The organism is Streptomyces aculeolatus, from assembly GCF_020400605.1.
GTDB classification, from domain to species: Bacteria; Actinomycetota; Actinomycetes; order Streptomycetales; family Streptomycetaceae; genus Streptomyces; species Streptomyces aculeolatus.
This window is the reverse complement of record NZ_JAINRD010000007.1, coordinates 212,370-231,167: the sequence shown is the minus strand read 5'-3', so window position 1 is coordinate 231,167 and position 18,798 is coordinate 212,370. Positions and strand designations below refer to the sequence as shown.

Below are 18,798 nucleotides of genomic sequence, written 5' to 3'. Positions count from 1 at the left end.
GCCTCAGCGGGCGCAGTCCGGCAGCGGGGGCAGCAAGGCCGTCTGCGTGAGCTGGATGACGTCCTTCGTCTCCGTCGCCTTCGCCTCGCCCTCCGGGTACGCCACCGCCAGCCCTCCGTCCCGCGCCAGCGCGTACCCGTAGCGCGGCGTGACCCGCGCGTACGACCGCGACCGCAGGTCCAGTGCCCACGCCGCCTCCGTCGTACGCCACGTCACCAGCTCCCCGCTCACCTGCACCTGGTCGATGCCCCCCAGCTCCGGTTCCGGCACCGCCCCGGCGCCGCCGCCCCGTACCAGCGCCAGCGGCTCCGGCCAGCCCTCCCGCCACACGTACAGCCGCGGCCGGTCCGGGTCGCCGCCCGCCCACGCCCACGTGCGGCCGTCCGAGGCCACGTAGCGGACGTTGCGCAGGGCCGCGATCGGGCCCGGCAGGTCCGCCGGGCGCAGGGTGTCCATCGAGACCGCGGCCAGGCGGGTCTCCGGCCGGCCCGACGACTCGCCCTGGCGCAGCCACACCAGCAGCCCGCCCGCCGCGAACGGCGTGTCGGCGACGCCCTCGTACACCGTCCGCCGCTCGCCGCCGTCCAGGTCGCGCGCGTACACCGCCGACCGGCCGCCGCCCGTGCCCTGGGCCCAGAACAGCCGCCCGGACCGCACCACGGCCTGCACGAAGGGCCCCGGCACCGCGCTCTGCCCGCCGCCCGCCGACTCCGCCTCCGCGACCGCCTCGCGCCGCCCGGTGGTCGCGTCCCAGGCGTAGAGCGTCCAGGGGCTCTCCAGCTGCCGGCCCTCGACAACGTCGAAAACCAGCCATCTCCCGTCGAAGTCCGCGCTGCCCACCTGGTGTTCCACCGGGTCCGCCAGGCGCATCACCCGCCGCTCCTCGTCGCCCTCCCGCAGGACGACGGACCGTCCGGCTGCCGGGCCCGACCCCGGGCCGGACATCTGGAGCACCGACCAGCCGGCTCCCGGGCCGGCTTCCGCGAGCACCGCCCGCTCCCCCTCGGGCACCGGAACGCGCCCGGCAGCCAGCGCGTCGGACCACCCGCCCGGCAGGTCCACCTCGCAGGCCCGGTCCCGTTCGGCCGCTCCGGTGGGCGGCGGCGCCGTCGGCGGCGCCGCCGTCGTGGGGGTGGCCGTACGCGACCCGTCGCCGCCCCCCGACGAGCACGCGGGCGTGCCCGCCAGGAGGACGGCCGCGCCCAGCGCGGCGGCTACGCCGCGGGCGCGGAGCGCGCCGGGCCGGGGCTCACCAGACGTACCCACGACCGCCCATGATGGTCGTGATGGTGTCCGACGAGATGGTCGCGGTACGCGGCACGCTGCCGGCCCACGAGATGACGCTCGTCGGCACCCCGCCCACCGGGTCGCGGTACTGCACGGTGCGGGCGCCGTCGTCGCTGTGGCCGTCGATCGAGACCCAGTGGAATATCTCCCGGTTGGGGTGCCCGACGAGGTGCGGGCCGCCGACGACCTCCCAGGCGTTGCCCGCGATGGCGTAGTCGCCGGACGTGTTGTGCACGATGTGGTCGCGGAAGTTGGCCTTGTCCGTCGCGGTCGGCGTGTACGGCAGCGCCTTCGGCACGTAGCCGGCGCCCGGCAGGCGGTAGTTGAGCACGTCGGGGATGGGGTAGCCGGTCGGGTTGGGGACGTTGGCGTTGATGCCGTACCAGGCCGTGCCGGAGGAGTTCGTACGCAGCTCGCTGCCGGCCTGCGTCTGGGACCGGTTGCCGACCTCGTCGCGCGCGGACTGCGTGATCACGAGGGTGGCGGGCCCGCAGTAGTAGGAGTTGATCTGGGACTGCTGCACGGCGCCGGAGGAGAGGATGGCCGCCGCGCCGGCGCCGCCGCTCGCCGTACGCGCCGCGGCCTGTTCCTGCGCCGCGCCCTGCGCCGCCGCCGACTTCTCGGCGAGCAGCCGCTGCTGCCCGGCCGTCAGCCGCTCCGGCGGGAGGGTGTCGGTGCGCTCCTTGTACGCGCCGGCCGCCGCGGCTCCCGGCGAGGGGCCCGGCTCGGCCGCCTGCGCGGGGCCGCCGGTGAGCGCGAGGGCGGCGACCAGCAGGCCGCCCGCTCCGGCTGCGGACACGGCTCGGATAGAGGACATCGCTGTCTCCTGTCGTTCGTGGGGGTGACACGGGGACGGTGATGCCGGCGTCTGCTCCCGCAGGCGGCTCCATTCTGACCGGTGTAGACCACCCTCCGGAAGGGGGCATGACAACTCACCCGTCCCGGCCTCACCCCCGGCCACCCGACCCGGATCAGGAGGCAACCCCCTCCACCGCTCCCACCAGCCGTGATCTACTACACACCCCGTCTATACACGGCACGTATACACACGGTGTAGAGTCCTCGGCATGACGATCGGCCACACCCTCCTCGGGCTCCTGGAGTCGGGCCCCCGACACGGTTACGACCTCAAGCGCGCCTTCGACGAACGCTTCGGCCACGACCGCCCGCTGCACTACGGGCAGGTCTACTCGACCATGTCCCGGCTGCTGAAGAACGGCCTCGTCGAGGTCGACGGCATCGAGCCGGGCGGCGGCCCCGAGCGCAAGCGCTACGCCATCACCGACGCCGGCGTCACCGACGTCGCCGGCTGGCTCACGACGCCGGAGAAGCCGGAGCCGTACCTGCAGTCGACCCTCTACACGAAGGTCGTGCTCGCGCTGCTCACCGGCCGCGACGCGGCCGAACTCCTCGACGTCCAGCGCGCGGAGCACCTGCGCCTGATGCGCGAACTGACGCGTCGCAAGAAAGGCGGCGACCTCGCCGACCAGCTCATCTGCGACCACGCCCTGTTCCACCTCGAAGCCGACCTGCGGTGGCTGGAGCTGACCGCCGCCCGCCTCGGCAAACTCGCCGCGGAGGTACGCGCATGAGCACCACACCCCCCACGGACCCCTTCGCCGCGGACGCCGAGCCGGCGCCGATCCTCACCGCCACCGCCCTGCGCAAGGTCTACGCCGGCACCCCCGCGCTCGACGGCGCGGACTTCGCCATCGCGGCCGGCGAGACCGTCGCCGTCATGGGCCCCTCCGGCTCCGGCAAGTCCACGCTGCTGCACTGCCTCGCCGGCATCGTCCCGGCCGACGACGGCACCGTGACGTACGCGGGCCGCGACCTCGCCGCGCTCTCCGACGCCGAGCGCAGCGCCCTGCGCCGCCGGGAGTTCGGCTTCGTCTTCCAGTTCGGCCAGCTCGTACCTGAGCTGACCTGCGTGGAGAACGTCGCCCTGCCGCTGCGCCTGACCGGCCTCGGCCGCCGCGACGCGGAACGCGCCGCCCGGCCCTGGCTGGAGCGCCTGGAGGTGGACGACATCGCGCACCAGCGGCCGGGCGAGGTCTCCGGCGGCCAGGGCCAGCGCGTCGCGGTCGCCCGCGCGCTGGCGACGACGCCGCGGGTGGTCTTCGCCGACGAGCCGACCGGTGCGCTGGACTCCCTCAACGGCGAGCGCGTCATGGAACTGCTCACCGGCGCCGCGCAGGACAGCGGTGCGGCCGTCGTCCTGGTCACCCACGAGCCGCGCGTCGCGGCGTACGCGGACCGCGAGGTCGTCGTACGCGACGGGCGCACCCGCAGTCTGGAGCCCGTCGGCCGATGAGCGACCTGACCTACGCCGGGAAGACCGCCGGCACCGGGACCGCGCAGCCCGCGGGCCCGCCCCCCGACCCCCGCGGCCCGCTGCGCACCTGGGCCGACGACCTGCGCATGGGCCTGGCCTTCGCGCTCCGCGGCGGGCGCGAAGGCTGGATGCGCACCCTGCTCACCGCGGTCGGCGTCGGCCTGGGCGTGGCCCTGCTGCTGCTCACCACCGCCATCCCCGGCGCCCTGGCCGGCCGCGACCAGCGCGGCGCGGCCCGCGCCGAAGTCCCCGCGTCCGACGCCGAGTACGTGGGCGGGACCGTGCTCGTGGGCAACGTCGACACCGAGTACCACGACACCATGGTCCGCGGCCGGCTGCTGCTCCCCGAGGGCCCCGACGCCCCGCTGCCCCCCGGCCTCGACCGCTTCCCGAAGCCCGGCGAGATGGTGGTCTCCCCCGCGCTCGCCGACCTCCTCGACGACGCCGGCTCGGACCTGCTGCGCGAGCGCCTCGACTACGGCATCGCCGGCACCGTCTCCGACGCCGGCCTGATCGACCCCGGCGAGCTGGCGTACTACGCGGGCAGCAAGGACATCGCGGCCGCCGACGTCAACGTCAGCCGCGTCGCCGCCTTCGGCGAGGACGCGGACGACCAGGCGATGGAGCCGGTGCTGGTGCTGCTCGCGATGATCGTGTTCGTCGCGCTGCTGATGCCCGTCGCGGTGTTCCTCATCGCGGCCGTACGCTTCGGCGGCGAGCGCCGCGACCGCCGGCTCGCCGCGCTGCGCCTCGTCGGCGCCGACGGCCGCGCGGTGCGCCGGATCGCCGCCGGCGAAGCACTGGCGGGCGCGCTGCTCGGGCTCGTGGCCGGCACGGGGCTGTTCCTCCTCGGCCGGCAGCTCGCGGGCGGCGTCACCGTCTACGACATGAGCATCTTCGCCTCCGACCTCGACCCCTCGCCGGCGCTCGCCCTGCTGGTCGCCGCGGCCGTGCCCGCGGCGGCCGTCGGCGTCACGCTGCTCGCGCTGCGCGGCGTCGTCATCGAGCCGCTGGGCGTCGTACGGTCGGCGCGGCCCAGGCGGCGGCGCATCTGGTGGCGGCTGCTGCTGCCCGCCGGCGGACTCGCCCTGCTCGCGCCGATGATGGGCCGCGGCGACGACGCCGGCGCGTTCCCCGAGTGGCAGGTCATCGGCGGCACCGTACTGCTGCTGACCGGCATCACCGCGCTGCTGCCCTGGCTCGTCGAGGCCGTGGTCGCCCGCCTCGGCCGCGGTCCGACGTCCTGGCAGCTGGCCGTCCGCCGGCTCCAGCTCAGCAGCGGCACCGCAGCCCGGCTGGTCAACGGCATCGCCGTCGCCGTCGCCGGGGCGATCGCGCTGCAGATGGTCTTCACCGGCGTCGAGGACGACTACAAGGAGGAGACGGGCCACGACGCCGGCCGGTACCAGCTGGCGGTGTACGCGTCGGCCGGACAGGACGTCGGCGTGGGCGACCGGATCGAGGGGACCGAGGGCGTCAGCGAGACCGTCACCAGGGTCAGCACCGTGCTCGCCGGCAAGAAGCGCAACCCCCGCAACTCCGTCACCCTGAGCGTCGGCTCCTGCGCGGAGCTGCGCGAGATGGCGAAGCTTGCCGGCTGCCGCGACGGCGACGCCTTCTACCTCACCGACACGTACGGCAGCGCCGACAGCACCCACATGGCCACCGCCGGCGACCCGCTGTACCTCGACCCGTCGTACGACGGCATGGCAGGCAAGGCGCTCCGCTGGGCCCCGCCGTCGGACATCCGTCCGGCCAGGGCCCGCGCCGACTCCGACGGCAACAAGTACGACGGCATCGTCGCCACCCCCGGCGCCGTCCCCGACGTCCGCGACTCGGGCGCGTTCACCGCCTGGGTCGACGTGCGGCTCGACCCGGCCGTGCCGGAGGCGGCCGAGCGTGTACGCAACGAGGTAGCCGGCGCCGACCCGCTGCTCTCCGTCCACACGCTGAACAGCGAGATCTACGAGGAGGACTTCGCCGGCATCCGCACCGGGCTCGCGGTGGGCGCCGCGTGCGTGCTGGTGCTGATCGGCAGCAGCCTGCTCGTCGGCCAGCTCGAACAACTCCGCGAGCGGCGCAAGCTGTTGTCGTCCCTGGTCGCCTTCGGCACCCGGCGCTCCACGCTCAGCCTGTCCGTGCTCTGGCAGACGGCGATCCCGGTGGCACTGGGCATGGCCCTGTCGACAGCGTTCGGGCTCGCGCTGGGCACGGTGCTGATGCGCATGACGGACACGCCCGTCGCGGTCGACTGGCCGTCGGTGCTGACGATGGCGGGGGCCGGCGCCGGGGTGGTCGCCGCGGTCACGGCGCTGAGCATGCCGCTGCTGATCCGGCTGATGCGCCCGGACGGGCTGCGCACCGAGTAGGCGGGCCCGAGGGGGGCCGAGGGGGAGGACCGGGAGCGGCCCGGCGCGCGTCATAGGGGGGCGCGCCGGGCCGCTCCCGTACGGACCGGAGCGGGCCGCTCCGTTCTGTAGGGTCGGGCGCGTGGCACTCGACGCGCTCAAGTCGGCCCTCCCCGGCTACGCCGGGGACCTGCGCCGCAACCTCACCTCGGTCGTCGACGACGGGCCGCTGCCGGAGCGGCAGTTGTGGGGCGCCCTGCTCGCCTGCGCCATCGCCGTGCGCTCCCCCGCCGTGCTGCGCGCCGTGGCGGCGGAGGCCAGGGAGCGGCTGACGCCCGAGGCGTACGACGCCGCCGGGGAGGCCGCCGCGGCGATGGCGGCGAACAACGTCCTCTTCCGCGCCCGGCACCTGCTCACCGACCCCGAGTACGCCCGGCTGCGCACCGGGCTGCGGACGAACGTGCTGGGCGCCCGGGGCGTACCGAAGGCGGACTACGAGCTGTGGTGCGTGGCCGTGTCCGCCGTGGGCGGCTGCGGGGCGTGCCTGGACGAGCACGAGCGCGCGCTGCGGCGGACCGGCGCCGACCTGGAGACGGTGCACGAGGCCCTGAAGGTCGCCGCGGTCGTCCAGGCCGCGGGCACGGTCCTCGACGCGGAGGCGGCGCTCGGCAACGGCTGAACACGGCCGGGGGCCGTCCCGTACGCCCCCTCGCGCCGCACCGCCGCATCAGGCTGCCGCATCCCGCATCAGGCCGCCGCGTCAGAACGCCGCGTCGGACCGCCCCGTTCAGGCCTCCGCGTCAGGCCCTGGGCGTCAGCCCTTCGCCTCGCCGCCGTTGGCCGCCTCCGGGCCGCCGCCCGCTCCCGTCCCCGCCACCTCCGCGTCCGTGCCGGGCGCGGGGGTGTCGGTGGGCGTGGCCGGCGAGACTTCGAGCGCCGTGGCCCCGTGCGGTGGTGGTCCGGGATCTTCGACGTGTTCGCGGTGGTACGCCTTGAGATATCCGACCGCCGTGTTGAGCACCGCGATCAGCGGCACCGCCACCACCGCGCCCGGGATGCCCGCGACGAGCGTGCCGATGGCCACCGCGAGCACCACCGCCAGCGGGTGCACCCGCACCATGCGGCCGAGGATGAACGGCTGGAGGATGTGCCCCTCGATCTGCTGCACCAACAGCACCACGCCGAGCACCAGCAGCGCTGTGACCATCCCGTTCGTCACGAACGCCACCACCACCGCGAGCGCGCCGGAGACCAGCGCACCGACGAGTGGCACGAACGCGAAGAGGAAGATCAGCACGGCCAGTGGGACGGCCATGGGCACGTCGAGGATGAAGATGCCGATGCCGATGAACACCGCGTCGATGAGCGCCACCAGCACGGTGCCGCGCACGTAGCCGGTGAGCGTGGCCCACACCTTCGGGCCCGCGCCCGCCACGGCGTCGCGTGCGTCGGTGGGCACGAAGTTCAGGCACCAGCGCCAGATGCGCTCGCCATCGTAGAGCAGGAAGATGGTGACGAAGGCGGCGATGGCGGCGCCGGAGAAGAACTCCAGCACGTACGAGACGCCTTCGAGGCCGGCGGAGGTGACCTCGCTGGAGTTCTCGCCCAGCCAGTCGCTTATCTCGTTGCCGATGTTGTTGATCTGCTTTTCCTGCACGTGGAACGGCCCGTCGATGAGCCATTCCTGCGCGTCTTCGATGCCCTGCTGGATGCGGTTGGTCAGATCGTCGATGTTCTCCATGATCTGCCAGACCACGAACCAGCCGATGAGGCCGATCGCGACGAAGCCGCCGATGAAGGTGGTGGAGGTGGCGAGTCCCTGGCTGAAGCCCCAGCGGCGCAGCCGCGCGACCGTCGGCTGCAGCAGCGCGGTGACGAGCAGGCCGACCGCGAAGGCGATGACGACGAGGCTGACGACGCTGATGATCTGCATCAGCACGTAGATGAGGCCGGCGAGGACCAGCAGCCGCCAGCCGACCTCGGCCGCGACCCGCATCCCCCACGGCACGACGCTCGACGGCGCCGGCCGCGGCGGCGGGCCCGGGGGCCGGGCGTCGGCGGCCGGTTCGGCCGGCTCGGGCACGTCCCGGCGGGCGTCCTCGACGGCGGGCCGGGCGGCCTTCTCCGCGGCGGCAGCGGCGGCGGCGCGGCGCCGCTCGGCCATCCGGCTGGCCCGCTCGCCCACCCCGCCGAGCCAGTCCGTCATCTTCGACATAAAGGTCCTCACGCCGCCTACGGTCCCGCCGCAGTACCGTCCGTCACCCGCACGACCGTACACGGGTCACGCCCGCGTCCGCGGCCTGCTCCGGTCAACTAGGACGTGCCGGACGAGGACGGCGGTTCCGCGGGGCACGCGAAACGCCCCGGCTCCCCCGCCGCGGGCATGCGAAACGCCCCCGGCGGTGGGGCCGGGGGCGTGTCACGTGCGGGCGGCGCGGGGTGCTGCGCCGCGGTTCAGTACCAGCCGTTGGCCTGCCAGAACTCCCAGCCGCCGCAGGGGCTGCCGTAGCGGTCGTTCATGTAGTTCAGGCCCCACTCGATCTGGGTGGCGGGGTTGGTCTGCCAGTCGGCGCCGGCCGAGGCCATCTTGTCGCCGGGCAGCGCCTGCATCAGCCCGTACGCACCGGAGCTCGGGTTGGTGGCGGTGTAGTCCCAGCCCGACTCGTGGTCGACGATGTTGCTGAAGCACTGGTACTGGTCGGCCGGCACCATCTGCCGGGCCATGGCCTGTACGTCGGCGACGGAGTAGGACGACTGCGGGGCGAAGTCGCCCGCGTCGGCGGATGCCGACTCGGACTCGGCCGCCGAGCGGCTGGCGGCCTCGGCGGCCTCCCGCTCCTTCTCCGCGGCTTCCTCGGCCGCCTTGAGCTCGGCGGCCTCCTTCTTCTCCTCCGCGGCCTTGGCGGCGGACTTGCGTGCCGCCTCCTCGGCCGCCTTGCGGGCGTCCGTGTGTGCGGCGTCCGCCTGGGCGTCCGCCTGCTCCGTGAGGGAGGCGGTCTGCACCTGGGCCGTGGCGCCAGCGGGTACGTCGGCGAGGAGTGTCGCGTCGGCGGCGGCCGCCTCGACGTTGGCCGTCGAGTCGTCGCCCTTCTCCGCGCCCGTGGCCACGCCGACGACAGCGCCGACAGAGGTGACCGCGGTGGCGGAAGCCACGGCGAAACCCCGGACCGAAATCCGGCTCACACAAAGTCCTTCCAGCGTCGCCCGCTTCGGTGACCTCGCGGACGCGTCCCTGCCCCTGACACTGGCCTCCCCTTGTTCCGGACCGCCGACTGTGGCGGACCGACTGGTCACGGGAGGCGCGGGCCCGGCAGCCCCCGCGTCCGCGGGGACCAGTACTGCGCTCGGGCGGCGTACGGCGGCTCTGTTCAGTTGAGTCGTGCTGCACCGGGGTCGGTGCGGGGCCGTACGCAGGGCCTGACGAGTCCCAGACTCTGCCGGAGACGGACACCCGGACGCAATTCCCCGTCCAGTGGGAAAGCTCACACCGCGTTTGCCCCTCGCTGTTGACGGAAACCCGTGCGGAACACTGGGCGCAACAGCTAAGCTGCTGCGCCCAGTTCACACGTTCGGGAAGTGGCACGGGGAGCAGTATCCCGTTATACCCGGCCGTCTTCCAGCATTTCGGTCACCAGCGCGGCGATCGGCGACCGCTCCGAGCGGTTGAGCGTCACATGGGCGAAGAGCGGGTGCCCCTTCAGCTTTTCGACGACGGCCACCACACCGTCGTACCGGCCGACGCGCAGATTGTCCCGCTGTGCCACGTCATGGGTGAGTACGACGCGGGAGTTGGTCCCGATCCGCGAGAGCACGGTCAGCAGAACGTTCCGCTCCAGCGACTGCGCCTCGTCGACGATCACGAACGCGTCGTGCAGCGAACGGCCCCGGATGTGGGTCAGCGGCAGCACTTCGAGCATCCCGCGCGCGATGACCTCCTCGATCACCTCGCGCGAAGTGACCGCGGACAGCGTGTCGAAGACCGCCTGCGCCCAGGGGCTCATCTTCTCGGCCTCGGTGCCCGGCAGATAGCCGAGTTCCTGCCCGCCGACCGCGTACAGCGGCCGGAAGACCATCACCTTCTGGTGCTGCCGGCGCTCCAGCACCGACTCCAGGCCCGCGCAGAGCGCCAGCGCGGACTTGCCGGTGCCGGCGCGCCCGCCCATCGACACGATGCCGACGTCCTCGTCCACCAGCAGGTCCAGTGCGATCCGCTGCTCGGCGCTGCGGCCGTGGATCCCGAAGACCTCCCGGTCGCCGCGGACCAGCCGGATCCGCCCGTCCGGGGTGACCCGGCCGAGGGCCCTTCCGCGCTCGGACTGCAGCACGAGCCCGGTGTGCACCGGCAGCTCGTCCGCCTCGGGCACGGAGACGACGTCCGCCGCGAACAGTTCGTCGACCTGCTCGCCGCTGAGCATCAGCTCGGACATCCCGGTCCAGCCGGAGTCCGTGATGGCCAGTTCCGCGCGGTACTCCTCGGCGGCCAGGCCCACGGACGACGCCTTGATGCGCAGCGGCAGGTCCTTGGAGACGACGGTGACGTCCTGCCCCTCCGCCTGGAGGTTGCGCGCGACGGCCAGGATGCGGGAGTCGTTGTCGCCCAGGCGGAAACCGGCGGGAAGCACCCCGATGTCGGTGTGGTTCAGCTCCACGCGCAGGGTGCCGCCGAGGTCGCCCAGCGGGATCGGCGCGTCGAGCCGGCCGTGCTTGACCCGGAACTCGTCGAGCTGGCGGAGCGCCTGGCGGGCGAAGTAGCCCAGCTCCGGATGGTGCCGCTTGGCCTCGAGTTCGGTGACCACCACGACGGGCAGCACCACCTCGTGTTCGTCGAACCGCGCCATGGCCCTCGGGTCGGCCAGCAGGACGCTCGTGTCGAGGACATAGGTGCGCCGGTCAGGCTTCTTGCTGTTCACCACGGATGGACGAACCCCCTCGGATGAGGTCGGCACGCGACGGAGTCGCGGGGATCGGGCCGGGCGTCCGGCCCCGGGCGGCCACGCGGGCGCGCAGGACCGGGCCCCGGCCCTCCGCTCCGTCCGTACGTGCGATGGTGCGCTGCGCACGGACCTCGTGATGCGGCACGTGGTGCAAAGGGCCCTCCCGGGCGGGCGGTGCGGTGGACCGCCTGCTAGCACGGATATTCCCTCGCGAGCCCCGGGGCATGCAATGCCTGTGACCGACGGGCCGAAACGGTGGTTATCTGGTAGGAGAGGGGTAAAGGGCGCGCCGGGGTGGTTTCAGCCGCCGAAACGGCGGTGGCGGGCCGCGTAGTCGCGCAGTGCGCGCAGGAAGTCGACGCGGCGGAACGCGGGCCAGAAAACCTCGCAGAAGTAGTACTCGGAGTGCGCCGACTGCCACAGCATGAACCCTGACAGCCGCTGTTCGCCGCTCGTCCGGATGACCAGGTCGGGGTCGGGCTGGCCGCGGGTGTAGAGGTGCTGCGCGATGTGCTCCACCTCGACGGTCTCGGCCACGTCGGCGAGCGTACGGCCCTGGTCGGCGGCGTCGCCGAGCATCGAGCGGACGGCGTCGGCGATCTCCTGCCGGCCGCCGTAGGCGACGGCGACGTTGACCAGGACGGCGCCGCTGCCGGCCCCCGTGCCCACGTCGAGGGTGGCCTCCTCGGCCTCCTTGAGGATCCGCTGGGTCTGCATGGGCAGCAGGTCGAGGTTCCCGACGTGGTGCACCCGTGCGCCGCCGCGCACGGCGACGCCGGAGACGGCCTCCTCGATGATGGCGAGCAGCGGGTTCAGCTCGGGCTCCGGGCGGTCCAGGTTGTCGGTGGACAGCAGCCAGAGCGTGAGCACCTCGACGTCCGTCTCGCGGCACCAGCGGATCAGCTCGTGGATCTTCTCGGCGCCGGCCTGGTGGCCCTGCGCGGCGGTGCCCCCCGCGGCGCGGGCCCAGCGACGGTTGCCGTCCAGGATGACGCCGATGTGCTTGGGCACACGGGCGGGGTCGAGACGGCGCTCGAGGCGCTTCTCGTATACGCGATACACGATGCCGCGCCAGGTCATCCCGCGTTCAGCCCTTCCGTCGCACGTTCGGAGTACCCCCCGGAAGGCGCCACAGTACTGCCGGTTGTGCCACAGTCCTGTCACAGGGGCGCACCGGGTTCGTGATAGGCAGGTTTTGTGAACAGTCTTTTGCCTTACCTGCCAGCAGACACCCGCTACGACGCCATGACCTACCGCCGGACGGGTCGCAGCGGCCTGAAGCTCCCGGAGATCTCCCTCGGCCTGTGGCACAACTTCGGCGACGACCGCTCCCTGGAGTCGCAGCGCGCGATCCTGCGGCGCGCGTTCGACCTCGGCGTGACCCACTTCGACCTGGCGAACAACTACGGCCCGCCGCCCGGCTCCGCGGAGGAGAACTTCGGCCGGATCTTCGCCGCCGACTTCCGCCCGTACCGCGACGAGCTGGTGCTGTCGACCAAGGCGGGCTACCTGATGCAGCCGGGGCCGTACGGCGAGTGGGGCTCGCGCAAGTACCTGCTGTCGTCGCTGGACGCGTCGCTGGCCCGCATGGGCGTGGAGTACGTCGACATCTTCTACTCCCACCGCTTCGACCCGGACACCCCGCTGGAGGAGACGATGGGCGCGCTGGCGTCCGCCGTGCAGCAGGGCAAGGCGCTGTACGTCGGCGTCTCCTCGTACACCGCGCAGCAGACGCGCGAAGCCGCCCGGCTGCTGCGGGAGATGGGTGTACGGCCGCTCATCCACCAGCCCTCGTACTCGATGATCAACCGCTGGACCGAGGACGACGAGCTGCTCGACACCCTGGAGGCGGAGGGCATGGGCTGCATCTCCTTCGCGCCGCTGGCGCAGGGGATGCTGACCGACAAGTACCTGGACGGCATCCCGGAGGGCTCGCGGGCCGCGCAGAACAAGTCGCTGGACCCGGAGCTGCTGACGGACGAGGTCGTCCGGCGGCTGCGCGGGCTGAACGAGATCGCGCGCGGGCGCGGGCAGTCGCTGGCGCAGCTCGCGCTGGGCTGGGTGCTGCGGGATCCGCGGATGACGTCGGCGCTCATCGGCGCGTCGAGCGTGGCGCAGCTGGAGGCGAACGTCGCGGCGCTGGGCGCGGCGGAGCTGACGGCGGCGGAGCTGGCGGAGATCGACGGGTTCGCCAAGTCGACGAGCGGCGTGAACATCTGGGCCGGACGCGGCTGAGAGCCGGTGTCCGGGGGGCCGGAAGGGCCCGTCCGCAGAAAGGGAACGGGCCGGTCCGTGGGGGGGATACGGACCGGCCCGAGGGGGGGAGTTCCACCATAACCCAGGGTGAGGGGTGCTCAGTACCGGAACGGACGGGTCACCTCGAAAAGTGCTCGCTCCGTGACGTTCCGTATACGAACTGCGCTGCGATCAGGTCACTCGCACGGGGCGGTTCGCGGCTCACAGGAGTGGTTCGGGGGGCGTGCGGGGCGTACGGGCGGCCCCGTGCCCGCGCCGCTCAGCCGGCCGCCAGTCCACCGACGACGAGCCCCGCGAAGGCTCCGACGATCATGAACGGGCCGAATGCGATGCCCGTCTTCCGGCCGACCCGGCGGGCGGCGAGCATGGTGACCGCGTAGCCGGCGCCCAGCAGCAGACCGGCGAACGAGCCGGTGAACAGGACGTCCCAGCCGTACCAGCCGAGCGCGACGCCCAGCACGAGGGCCAGCTTCACGTCCCCGAAGCCCATGCCGGCGGGGTTGATGAAGAAGAGCAGGAAGTAGACCGCCCCCAGCGCGATGCCGCCCAGGAGGGCGCGCGTCCACGAACCCGCGCCTCCAACGAGCGCCGCACCCCCCAGCAGCACCACGGCCGCCCCCGCCAGCGGCAGCGTCAGGATGTCGGGAAGCCGCCGCACCGCGCGGTCGACGGCGAAGAGCAGCACGCCGAACGGCGCCAGCAGCAGCCAGACGGCGAGTTCCGGCTCGGCGCCGGTGGCGGCGGCGAGCGCGGCACAGGCGGCGGCGGTCGCGGTGGCCGGGAGCCAGGCGCGCAGGCCGTACGGGCTCCCCCCGCACTCCTTGCACGTCGCCGGGCCGGCCCAGCCGGGGAGCGGGTGGTCCTGCGGGCAGCGGTCGCGCCACGGCTCGTCGGCGGCCACGGAGAGCCGGTAGGCGGCCCGGGGCAGCAGGGCCCCGGCGGCGGCACCGTAGCCGGCGGCGAGGGCGGCGAGGAGGACGGCGAGCACGGGGTGAGCCTAACGGCGGTCCGGCGGGCGGGGCAGGGGCGGGTCGGCGGCGGCGCCGCGGCGGTACGGTGGCCGCTTCGGGGGCTCGGAGGCCGACGGCCCGGAGGCACGGGGGCCGGGAGGTTCCGCGGTCCGGGAGGGGCCGAGGGCCGGGGTTCGCGTCGGCCGGGAGATCCGGGGGCCCCGGGGACCGTCCGGAGTCCGGCTCCGGGCCCGTAGCGAGACCACCGGGAGCTGCCCGCCATGCCCAACTGGCCCGACGGACCGGCCACGCTCACCGTCGGCGGCGGCACGGACCCGCTGCCGCTGGAGGTGGCGTCCTCCTTCGCCCGCCGCAGCCGCGGCCTGCTCGGCCGCGACGGCCTGGCCGGCGCCCTCCTCCTCACCCCCGCCCAGGGCGTGCACACCCTCGGCATGCGCTTCGCCATCGACGTCGCGTACCTCGACCGCCGGCTGACGGTCCTGGCCGTACGCACCATGCCCCCCGGCCGCCTCGGCCGCCCCCGGCTGCGGGCCCGGCACGTGCTGGAGGCGGAGGCGGGCGCGTTCGCCGGCTGGGGCGTACGGCCCGGGGTGCGGCTGGGCGTCGGCCCGGCCGCGGCGGGTGCGGACTGACCGGGCGGCGGGTGCGTCAGTGGCGCTCGCTACGATCGAAAACGACCGTGGTCGCGGCCGGCACACCGGGCGGCGGCACGGACGGCGTACGGACGTACAGGGGGCATCACCGTGGGGATATTCGGGCGCAAGCCGCGCCGCGACGGGCGCGACACCACGCGCGACGCCTCGTTCGAGTTCTTCTCCGAGGACGAGGGCGCGCGCTTCCGCGCCGGGGTGCACGCGGCCTTCGCCGAGCAGGGGCTGGAGGTGACGGTCGGCGCGGACGCGGTGACCGACAGCTCGGGCCGGCAGTTCGGCCTGGGCAACCTGGCGGCGGTCTGCCACAACGACGCCCGCGGCCCCCGCGTCTGGCCCGAGCTGACCCGCCGCCACATCGGCATCATGCTGCGGGCCATGGACGGCCCCTCGGTGCTGGACACCATGCCGGCGGAGAAGTTCCGCGCCCAGCTCTACCCGCGGCTGCTGCCCGACGAGATGGCCGGCTCGGACGGCTTCGACTACGCCCGTCCGCTCGCCGAGGGTCTGCGCGAGGTGCTCGCGCTCGACCTCCCGGAGAGCGTCATGGTCCTCCCCCGCTCCTCGCTGGAACCCTTCGGCGACGTCGCCGTGCTGCGGGCGCGGGCCCTGGACAACCTGCGCGCTCTGCCCGTCGAGGCGCACGAGACGATCGAGCAGGAGGAGGGCGCCCGCGTCGACGTGGTGATGGGCGAGTCGATGTTCACGGCGAGCCTGGTGCTCATGCTGGACGAGCTGGTGCCCCGGGTCACCGGCCGCGCGCTGAGCACGGACGGCGCGCTCGTGGCGGTGCCGTTCCGGCACCAGATCGCGTTCCACGCGATCCGCGACCGGCATGTGATAGCCGGCCTCAACACCCTCGCGCAGTTCGCCGCGGCGGGCTTCGAGGAGGGCGTCGGGCGGATCACGCCGGACGTCTACTGGTGGCGCGCCGGATCGCTGACGCGGCTCAGCGCGATGGAGGAGGACGGCATCAAGATCATGGTGGACGGCGAGTTCCAGGCCGTGCTGGAGCGGCTCATCGAGGGCTGAGCCCGGCATCCGGCGGGCGCCCGGGAGTTGCCCGGTGGCGGACCGCCGGCGGCCGGTGGACCGGGTCCCCGCAACGCGCCCCGAGCGCCCCTGGCAAGCTCGTGGGCACCCGGCCTACGGTGGAGGGCCGAAGAGCCGGCGGAAGACTGCGGCTGGAGTCGAAGGAAGCAGCCATGGGCGACTGGTGGTCCATCGAGGTGTCCGACGCGCACTCCTCCGCACTGCGGTGGAAGGACGCGTACGAGTACGCGCTCGTCGAGTCGGCGATCAGCAACCGGGCGACGACATGGGAGTGGCACGTCCACTCCCGCGGGATCGTCTTCGAGATCGCGTTCCGGGACGAGAGCGACGGCGAGGCGTGGTGCCGGCTGCCGGGCGTACGGGCGGCGCTGGACGCCGTACCCGACCCGGCCGCCGGCCTCCTCGTCCGCCGCGGCCCGGACGGCACCCCGTGTTGCCGCGGACCTCGGCGGCCGCGCCCCGCTCCGTCCGCTGCCGCGGAGGAGTCGCCGGATGGCCGGGAGGCCGGCGGCGGTGAGGCGACTACCACCGCAATGGGCTCCGGCGCCCGGGGCGCGACCCCGGTGCCCCCGCCCTGTGCAGGCTGAGGACGGGGGCGCGGGCCGGAAGTGCCCCCGGGAGAGGGGTCCGCTCCGTCCCGCCCAAAGAATCCGCGGGACGGGGCGGCGGCGGCAAGGTGTTTCAGCCAGGGCCGAAACATGCAGGCGGGGCACGCCGCCGCGCGCAGGACGGCGGGGGAACGCACGAAAGCGGCGGGAACAAGGGGATTCGCGGGAACTATGCGCCGTGCCGTCTCGTCATTCGTTTCGAGGTCTTGCGCCCGCAATGGGCGACCTTGGGCGCGTCGTGGTCCGGCGCGCGGTACGTGACCATACGGCGGGGAGACCGATGAGCACCGAGCACGGCCCTGATGGCCTGGAATGGCGGAGGAGCAGCTACAGCCGCGGGGCCGGGGCCAAGTGCGTGGAGGTCGCCGCCGGGGCCGGGGTGGTGCACGTACGGGACTCCAAGACGCCGGACGGGCCGGTGCTGACGTTCACGCCGGAGGCGTGGGCGGCGTTCACGGTCTACGCGACCCGTACGCCGGGGACGGTACGGCGGTTCTGAGCGGGGCACTCAGGAGGTCCGGTGCACCCCGGCCGGGCAGTCGCCGCCCCGCTGCCGGACGAAGCCGAGGGAGTCCCCGTGCCGGATCTCGTCGCCGTCGCGGTCGTTGACGACGACCACGGGCAGCTTCTCGACGCAGTCCGCGAGGAGTTGGCGCAGGTGCGCCTCCTTGATGCCGACGGCGATGCGGCGGCCGGGGGCGTCGTCGGCGAGGTCGGTGGAGATGACCGTGCGCACCGCGGTGCCGCCTTCCCACTCGGTCTCGACGCCGACGACGTGCTCGGCGAACTCGGCGGGGGCGTAGGTCGACGCGCCGGCGGACCGCCCGGCGGCGGGGGGCCGCGGCCCGGAGTCGTCGGGCAGGCCCCGTAACACGTCGTCGACGAGCCACAGCACGCCGCCCAGCACGACCACGACACCGGCCGCGACGGCAACCACCCGCAGCTTGCGCCCCGTTGACGGCATCATCCGCATTCGCCGCACCCGTCGCATTCGCCGCATCAGACGCCTCGGCCGCATCCGTCGCACGAAGGCCACGCGGTCCTCGCCCCCTCCCGGCACGCAGGCGCACCGAGGCGAGCATACCGGGCACGACGGACATCCGGGTCACTGCCCCCGGGGGAAACTCACCTCGACCCGCCGGTTCTGCTTGCGGCCTTCCTCGGTCGCGTTGTCGGCGATGGGGTAGTCCTCGCTGTAGCCGCGGACGACGTACGTGACGTCGGCGGCCTGGAGGGTGTTGGTCAGCTCCTGGTGCACGGCGTTGGCGCGGTTCTTGGAGAGGGTGACGCCGTGCTCGTACGACCCGAGGTCGTCGGTGAAGCCGAAGACGCGGACGGTGTCGGGGTCGTTCTGCTCGATCTCGTCGGCGATGGCGGCGATACGGGACCGGGCCTGGCCGGTGAGCTTGGCGCTGTCCTTGGGGAAGAGCACCTCGGCCTGCAGCGCGATGGTGATGGTCGAGTTGGAGTCTGACCGCCGCTCCTCACCGCCCTCGGTCTCGACGACGGAGACGATGTCCAGCACCTTGGGCTCGTCGAGGGTGGCGCCGTCCTCGAGCTGGAGATCGGGGTCGTTGGCGTCGGTCTCGACGGGGGGCGGCGCGGAGGTGGTGGTCCCGGGCGGGGAGGACGGCACGGGGACGTCGTCCTGCGCGGGCAGCGCGTGGGCGACGCCGGGGGTGGCGACGAGGAAGGAGGCGACGGCGAGCGCAGCGGCTGTGCGGGAGGGCATCGCGGTGCTCACCTCAGTCCGTGATCTCGACCGTGACAGGCGGGAACGTGGGCAGTTGGAACTCGACCTCGGTGGTGTCGTCGGGCGGCGCGGGGAACTGTATGTAGACGGGAACAGTCTTGCCGGCATCGAGGATGCTCAGCCCGGAGGTGCACAGGCACCGCTTGTCTGTGTCGCGCAGAGCGTAGTAACGCTTCTTCCCGTCCCCGTCCACCAGCGTGGCGCCCATGAGCGAGGTCTTGTCGACCCCTTCCTCACTGCCGGCCCACAGGTGCGTGTCCAGGTAGGACTCCTCGCCGGTGTTCTCCAGCTCTCCGTTCAGAGTGACGAAGCCACCGGAGTCCCGCCTGATCTCCATGACGCCGAGCACGACGCCCGCCTGGTTCTTCACCTCGACGATCGGCTCCTCCGGGACCTCCTCCTCGCCCTGGTCCTGACTTCCGCCTGCCTGGCCGTTCTTGTCCTGCCCCTGGGAGGACTCGGACGACTTCCCGTCGTCGCCACCGTCCCCGTCGTTGCCGCTGCCGCAGCCGGCGGCGGAGAGGGCCAGGCCGACAGCCAGCGCCGCAGCGGCGATCCCCTGGGCGGCTCTGCTCGTGCGCCACATGCTCATGTGCCGGGTTC

General features: G+C 73.6%; 19 protein-coding genes. 9 read left to right on the top strand and 10 right to left on the bottom strand.

What is annotated here, in order from left to right; translation table 11 throughout:
* Positions 1–3: 3 nt before the first annotated feature.
* Both LG396_RS15455 and LG396_RS15450 read right to left on the bottom strand, forming a co-directional pair.
* On the bottom strand, positions 4–1,266 hold the full coding sequence (locus LG396_RS15455) for a hypothetical protein (RefSeq protein ID WP_225795194.1): 1,263 nt from the start codon (positions 1,264–1,266) through the stop codon (positions 4–6).
* Complete coding sequence (locus tag LG396_RS15450) at positions 1,250–2,104, bottom strand: cysteine peptidase family C39 domain-containing protein (protein WP_225795193.1); 855 nt, start codon at positions 2,102–2,104, stop codon at positions 1,250–1,252. The genes LG396_RS15455 and LG396_RS15450 overlap by 17 nt, the downstream gene beginning before the upstream one ends.
* 250 nt (positions 2,105–2,354) lie before the next feature.
* Between LG396_RS15450 and LG396_RS15445 the strand changes: the two genes are divergently transcribed.
* The 4 genes from LG396_RS15445 (at position 2,355) to ahpD (ending at position 6,649) form a co-directional block, all read left to right on the top strand.
* Entirely contained in the window at positions 2,355–2,879 is a 525-nt protein-coding gene (locus LG396_RS15445) for a PadR family transcriptional regulator (protein ID WP_018834551.1), read from the top strand.
* Complete coding sequence (locus LG396_RS15440; protein ID WP_051642388.1) at positions 2,876–3,601, top strand: ABC transporter ATP-binding protein; 726 nt, start codon at positions 2,876–2,878, stop codon at positions 3,599–3,601. Before LG396_RS15445 ends, LG396_RS15440 begins: the two co-directional genes overlap by 4 nt.
* Entirely contained in the window at positions 3,598–5,991 is a 2,394-nt protein-coding gene (locus LG396_RS15435) for an ABC transporter permease (RefSeq protein ID WP_225795192.1), read from the top strand. Before LG396_RS15440 ends, LG396_RS15435 begins: the two co-directional genes overlap by 4 nt.
* Before the next feature lie 121 nt (positions 5,992–6,112).
* Positions 6,113–6,649, top strand: a complete 537-nt coding sequence (ahpD, locus tag LG396_RS15430) for an alkylhydroperoxidase, AhpD family (RefSeq protein ID WP_018834554.1) — start codon at positions 6,113–6,115, stop codon at positions 6,647–6,649.
* A gap of 135 nt (positions 6,650–6,784) precedes the next feature.
* Here the strand turns inward: ahpD and LG396_RS15425 are convergent, their stop codons facing one another.
* From LG396_RS15425 to LG396_RS15410, 4 genes are all read right to left on the bottom strand, one after another.
* Positions 6,785–8,185 (bottom strand): AI-2E family transporter, encoded by a 1,401-nt coding sequence (locus LG396_RS15425; protein ID WP_225795191.1) that lies wholly within the window; start codon positions 8,183–8,185, stop codon positions 6,785–6,787.
* 239 nt (positions 8,186–8,424) lie between these two features.
* Positions 8,425–9,153, bottom strand: a complete 729-nt coding sequence (locus LG396_RS15420; protein WP_225795190.1) for an aggregation-promoting factor C-terminal-like domain-containing protein — start codon at positions 9,151–9,153, stop codon at positions 8,425–8,427.
* A gap of 416 nt (positions 9,154–9,569) precedes the next feature.
* Positions 9,570–10,883: an RNA 5'-3' helicase PhoH2 gene (gene phoH2 / locus LG396_RS15415; protein ID WP_018834557.1), complete on the bottom strand. Its 1,314-nt coding sequence runs from the start codon at positions 10,881–10,883 to the stop codon at positions 9,570–9,572.
* Between the two features lie 321 nt (positions 10,884–11,204).
* Positions 11,205–11,984 carry an isoprenyl transferase gene (locus LG396_RS15410; protein WP_037740454.1) on the bottom strand — a complete coding sequence of 260 codons (780 nt, stop codon included), beginning with the start codon at positions 11,982–11,984 and terminating at the stop codon, positions 11,205–11,207.
* Between the two features lie 117 nt (positions 11,985–12,101).
* Between LG396_RS15410 and mgrA the strand changes: the two genes are divergently transcribed.
* Positions 12,102–13,139, top strand: a complete 1,038-nt coding sequence (gene mgrA / locus LG396_RS15405; protein ID WP_078523803.1) for an L-glyceraldehyde 3-phosphate reductase — start codon at positions 12,102–12,104, stop codon at positions 13,137–13,139.
* A 280-nt stretch (positions 13,140–13,419) separates the two neighbouring features.
* On the opposite strand, the gene LG396_RS15400 is transcribed toward mgrA, so the two are convergent.
* Positions 13,420–14,148 carry a prepilin peptidase gene (locus LG396_RS15400; RefSeq protein WP_100299128.1) on the bottom strand — a complete coding sequence of 243 codons (729 nt, stop codon included), beginning with the start codon at positions 14,146–14,148 and terminating at the stop codon, positions 13,420–13,422.
* Positions 14,149–14,391: 243 nt separating this feature from the next.
* On the opposite strand from LG396_RS15400, the gene LG396_RS15395 reads away from it, so the two are divergent.
* The 4 genes from LG396_RS15395 (at position 14,392) to LG396_RS15380 (ending at position 16,941) form a co-directional block, all read left to right on the top strand.
* Entirely contained in the window at positions 14,392–14,763 is a 372-nt protein-coding gene (locus LG396_RS15395; protein WP_225795189.1) for a DUF192 domain-containing protein, read from the top strand.
* Between the two features lie 111 nt (positions 14,764–14,874).
* The gene (locus tag LG396_RS15390) at positions 14,875–15,813 is read left to right on the top strand and encodes a DUF1444 domain-containing protein (protein ID WP_037740445.1); all 939 of its coding nucleotides are present in this window, start codon (positions 14,875–14,877) and stop codon (positions 15,811–15,813) included.
* A gap of 119 nt (positions 15,814–15,932) precedes the next feature.
* Positions 15,933–16,421 (top strand): hypothetical protein, encoded by a 489-nt coding sequence (locus LG396_RS15385; protein WP_225795188.1) that lies wholly within the window; start codon positions 15,933–15,935, stop codon positions 16,419–16,421.
* A 301-nt stretch (positions 16,422–16,722) separates the two neighbouring features.
* Positions 16,723–16,941 (top strand): DUF397 domain-containing protein, encoded by a 219-nt coding sequence (locus LG396_RS15380; RefSeq protein ID WP_026276051.1) that lies wholly within the window; start codon positions 16,723–16,725, stop codon positions 16,939–16,941.
* A 9-nt stretch (positions 16,942–16,950) separates the two neighbouring features.
* Here LG396_RS15380 and LG396_RS15375 read toward each other — a convergent pair whose 3' ends face one another.
* The 3 genes from LG396_RS15375 to LG396_RS15365 form a co-directional block, all read right to left on the bottom strand.
* Entirely contained in the window at positions 16,951–17,406 is a 456-nt protein-coding gene (locus LG396_RS15375) for a hypothetical protein (RefSeq protein WP_225795187.1), read from the bottom strand.
* A 141-nt stretch (positions 17,407–17,547) separates the two neighbouring features.
* Positions 17,548–18,174: an OmpA family protein gene (locus tag LG396_RS15370; protein WP_145901753.1), complete on the bottom strand. Its 627-nt coding sequence runs from the start codon at positions 18,172–18,174 to the stop codon at positions 17,548–17,550.
* 13 nt (positions 18,175–18,187) lie between these two features.
* Complete coding sequence (locus tag LG396_RS15365; RefSeq protein ID WP_225795186.1) at positions 18,188–18,787, bottom strand: hypothetical protein; 600 nt, start codon at positions 18,785–18,787, stop codon at positions 18,188–18,190.
* Positions 18,788–18,798 lie beyond the last annotated feature (11 nt).

Bases quoted from the DNA above. Each gene is read 5' to 3' on its own strand.
- LG396_RS15370 (WP_145901753.1), bottom strand. From the start codon at position 18,174: ATGCCCTCCCGCACAGCCGCTGCGCTCGCCGTCGCCTCCTTCCTCGTC.
- LG396_RS15445 (WP_018834551.1), top strand. From the start codon at position 2,355: ATGACGATCGGCCACACCCTCCTCGGGCTCCTGGAGTCGGGCCCCCGA.
- LG396_RS15375 (WP_225795187.1), bottom strand. From the start codon at position 17,406: ATGCCGTCAACGGGGCGCAAGCTGCGGGTGGTTGCCGTCGCGGCCGGT.
- LG396_RS15435 (WP_225795192.1), top strand. From the start codon at position 3,598: ATGAGCGACCTGACCTACGCCGGGAAGACCGCCGGCACCGGGACCGCG.
- LG396_RS15410 (WP_037740454.1), bottom strand. From the start codon at position 11,984: ATGACCTGGCGCGGCATCGTGTATCGCGTATACGAGAAGCGCCTCGAG.
- LG396_RS15425 (WP_225795191.1), bottom strand. From the start codon at position 8,185: ATGTCGAAGATGACGGACTGGCTCGGCGGGGTGGGCGAGCGGGCCAGC.
- LG396_RS15395 (WP_225795189.1), top strand. From the start codon at position 14,392: ATGCCCAACTGGCCCGACGGACCGGCCACGCTCACCGTCGGCGGCGGC.
- LG396_RS15380 (WP_026276051.1), top strand. From the start codon at position 16,723: ATGAGCACCGAGCACGGCCCTGATGGCCTGGAATGGCGGAGGAGCAGC.
- LG396_RS15440 (WP_051642388.1), top strand. From the start codon at position 2,876: ATGAGCACCACACCCCCCACGGACCCCTTCGCCGCGGACGCCGAGCCG.
- LG396_RS15450 (WP_225795193.1), bottom strand. From the start codon at position 2,104: ATGTCCTCTATCCGAGCCGTGTCCGCAGCCGGAGCGGGCGGCCTGCTG.
- LG396_RS15365 (WP_225795186.1), bottom strand. From the start codon at position 18,787: ATGAGCATGTGGCGCACGAGCAGAGCCGCCCAGGGGATCGCCGCTGCG.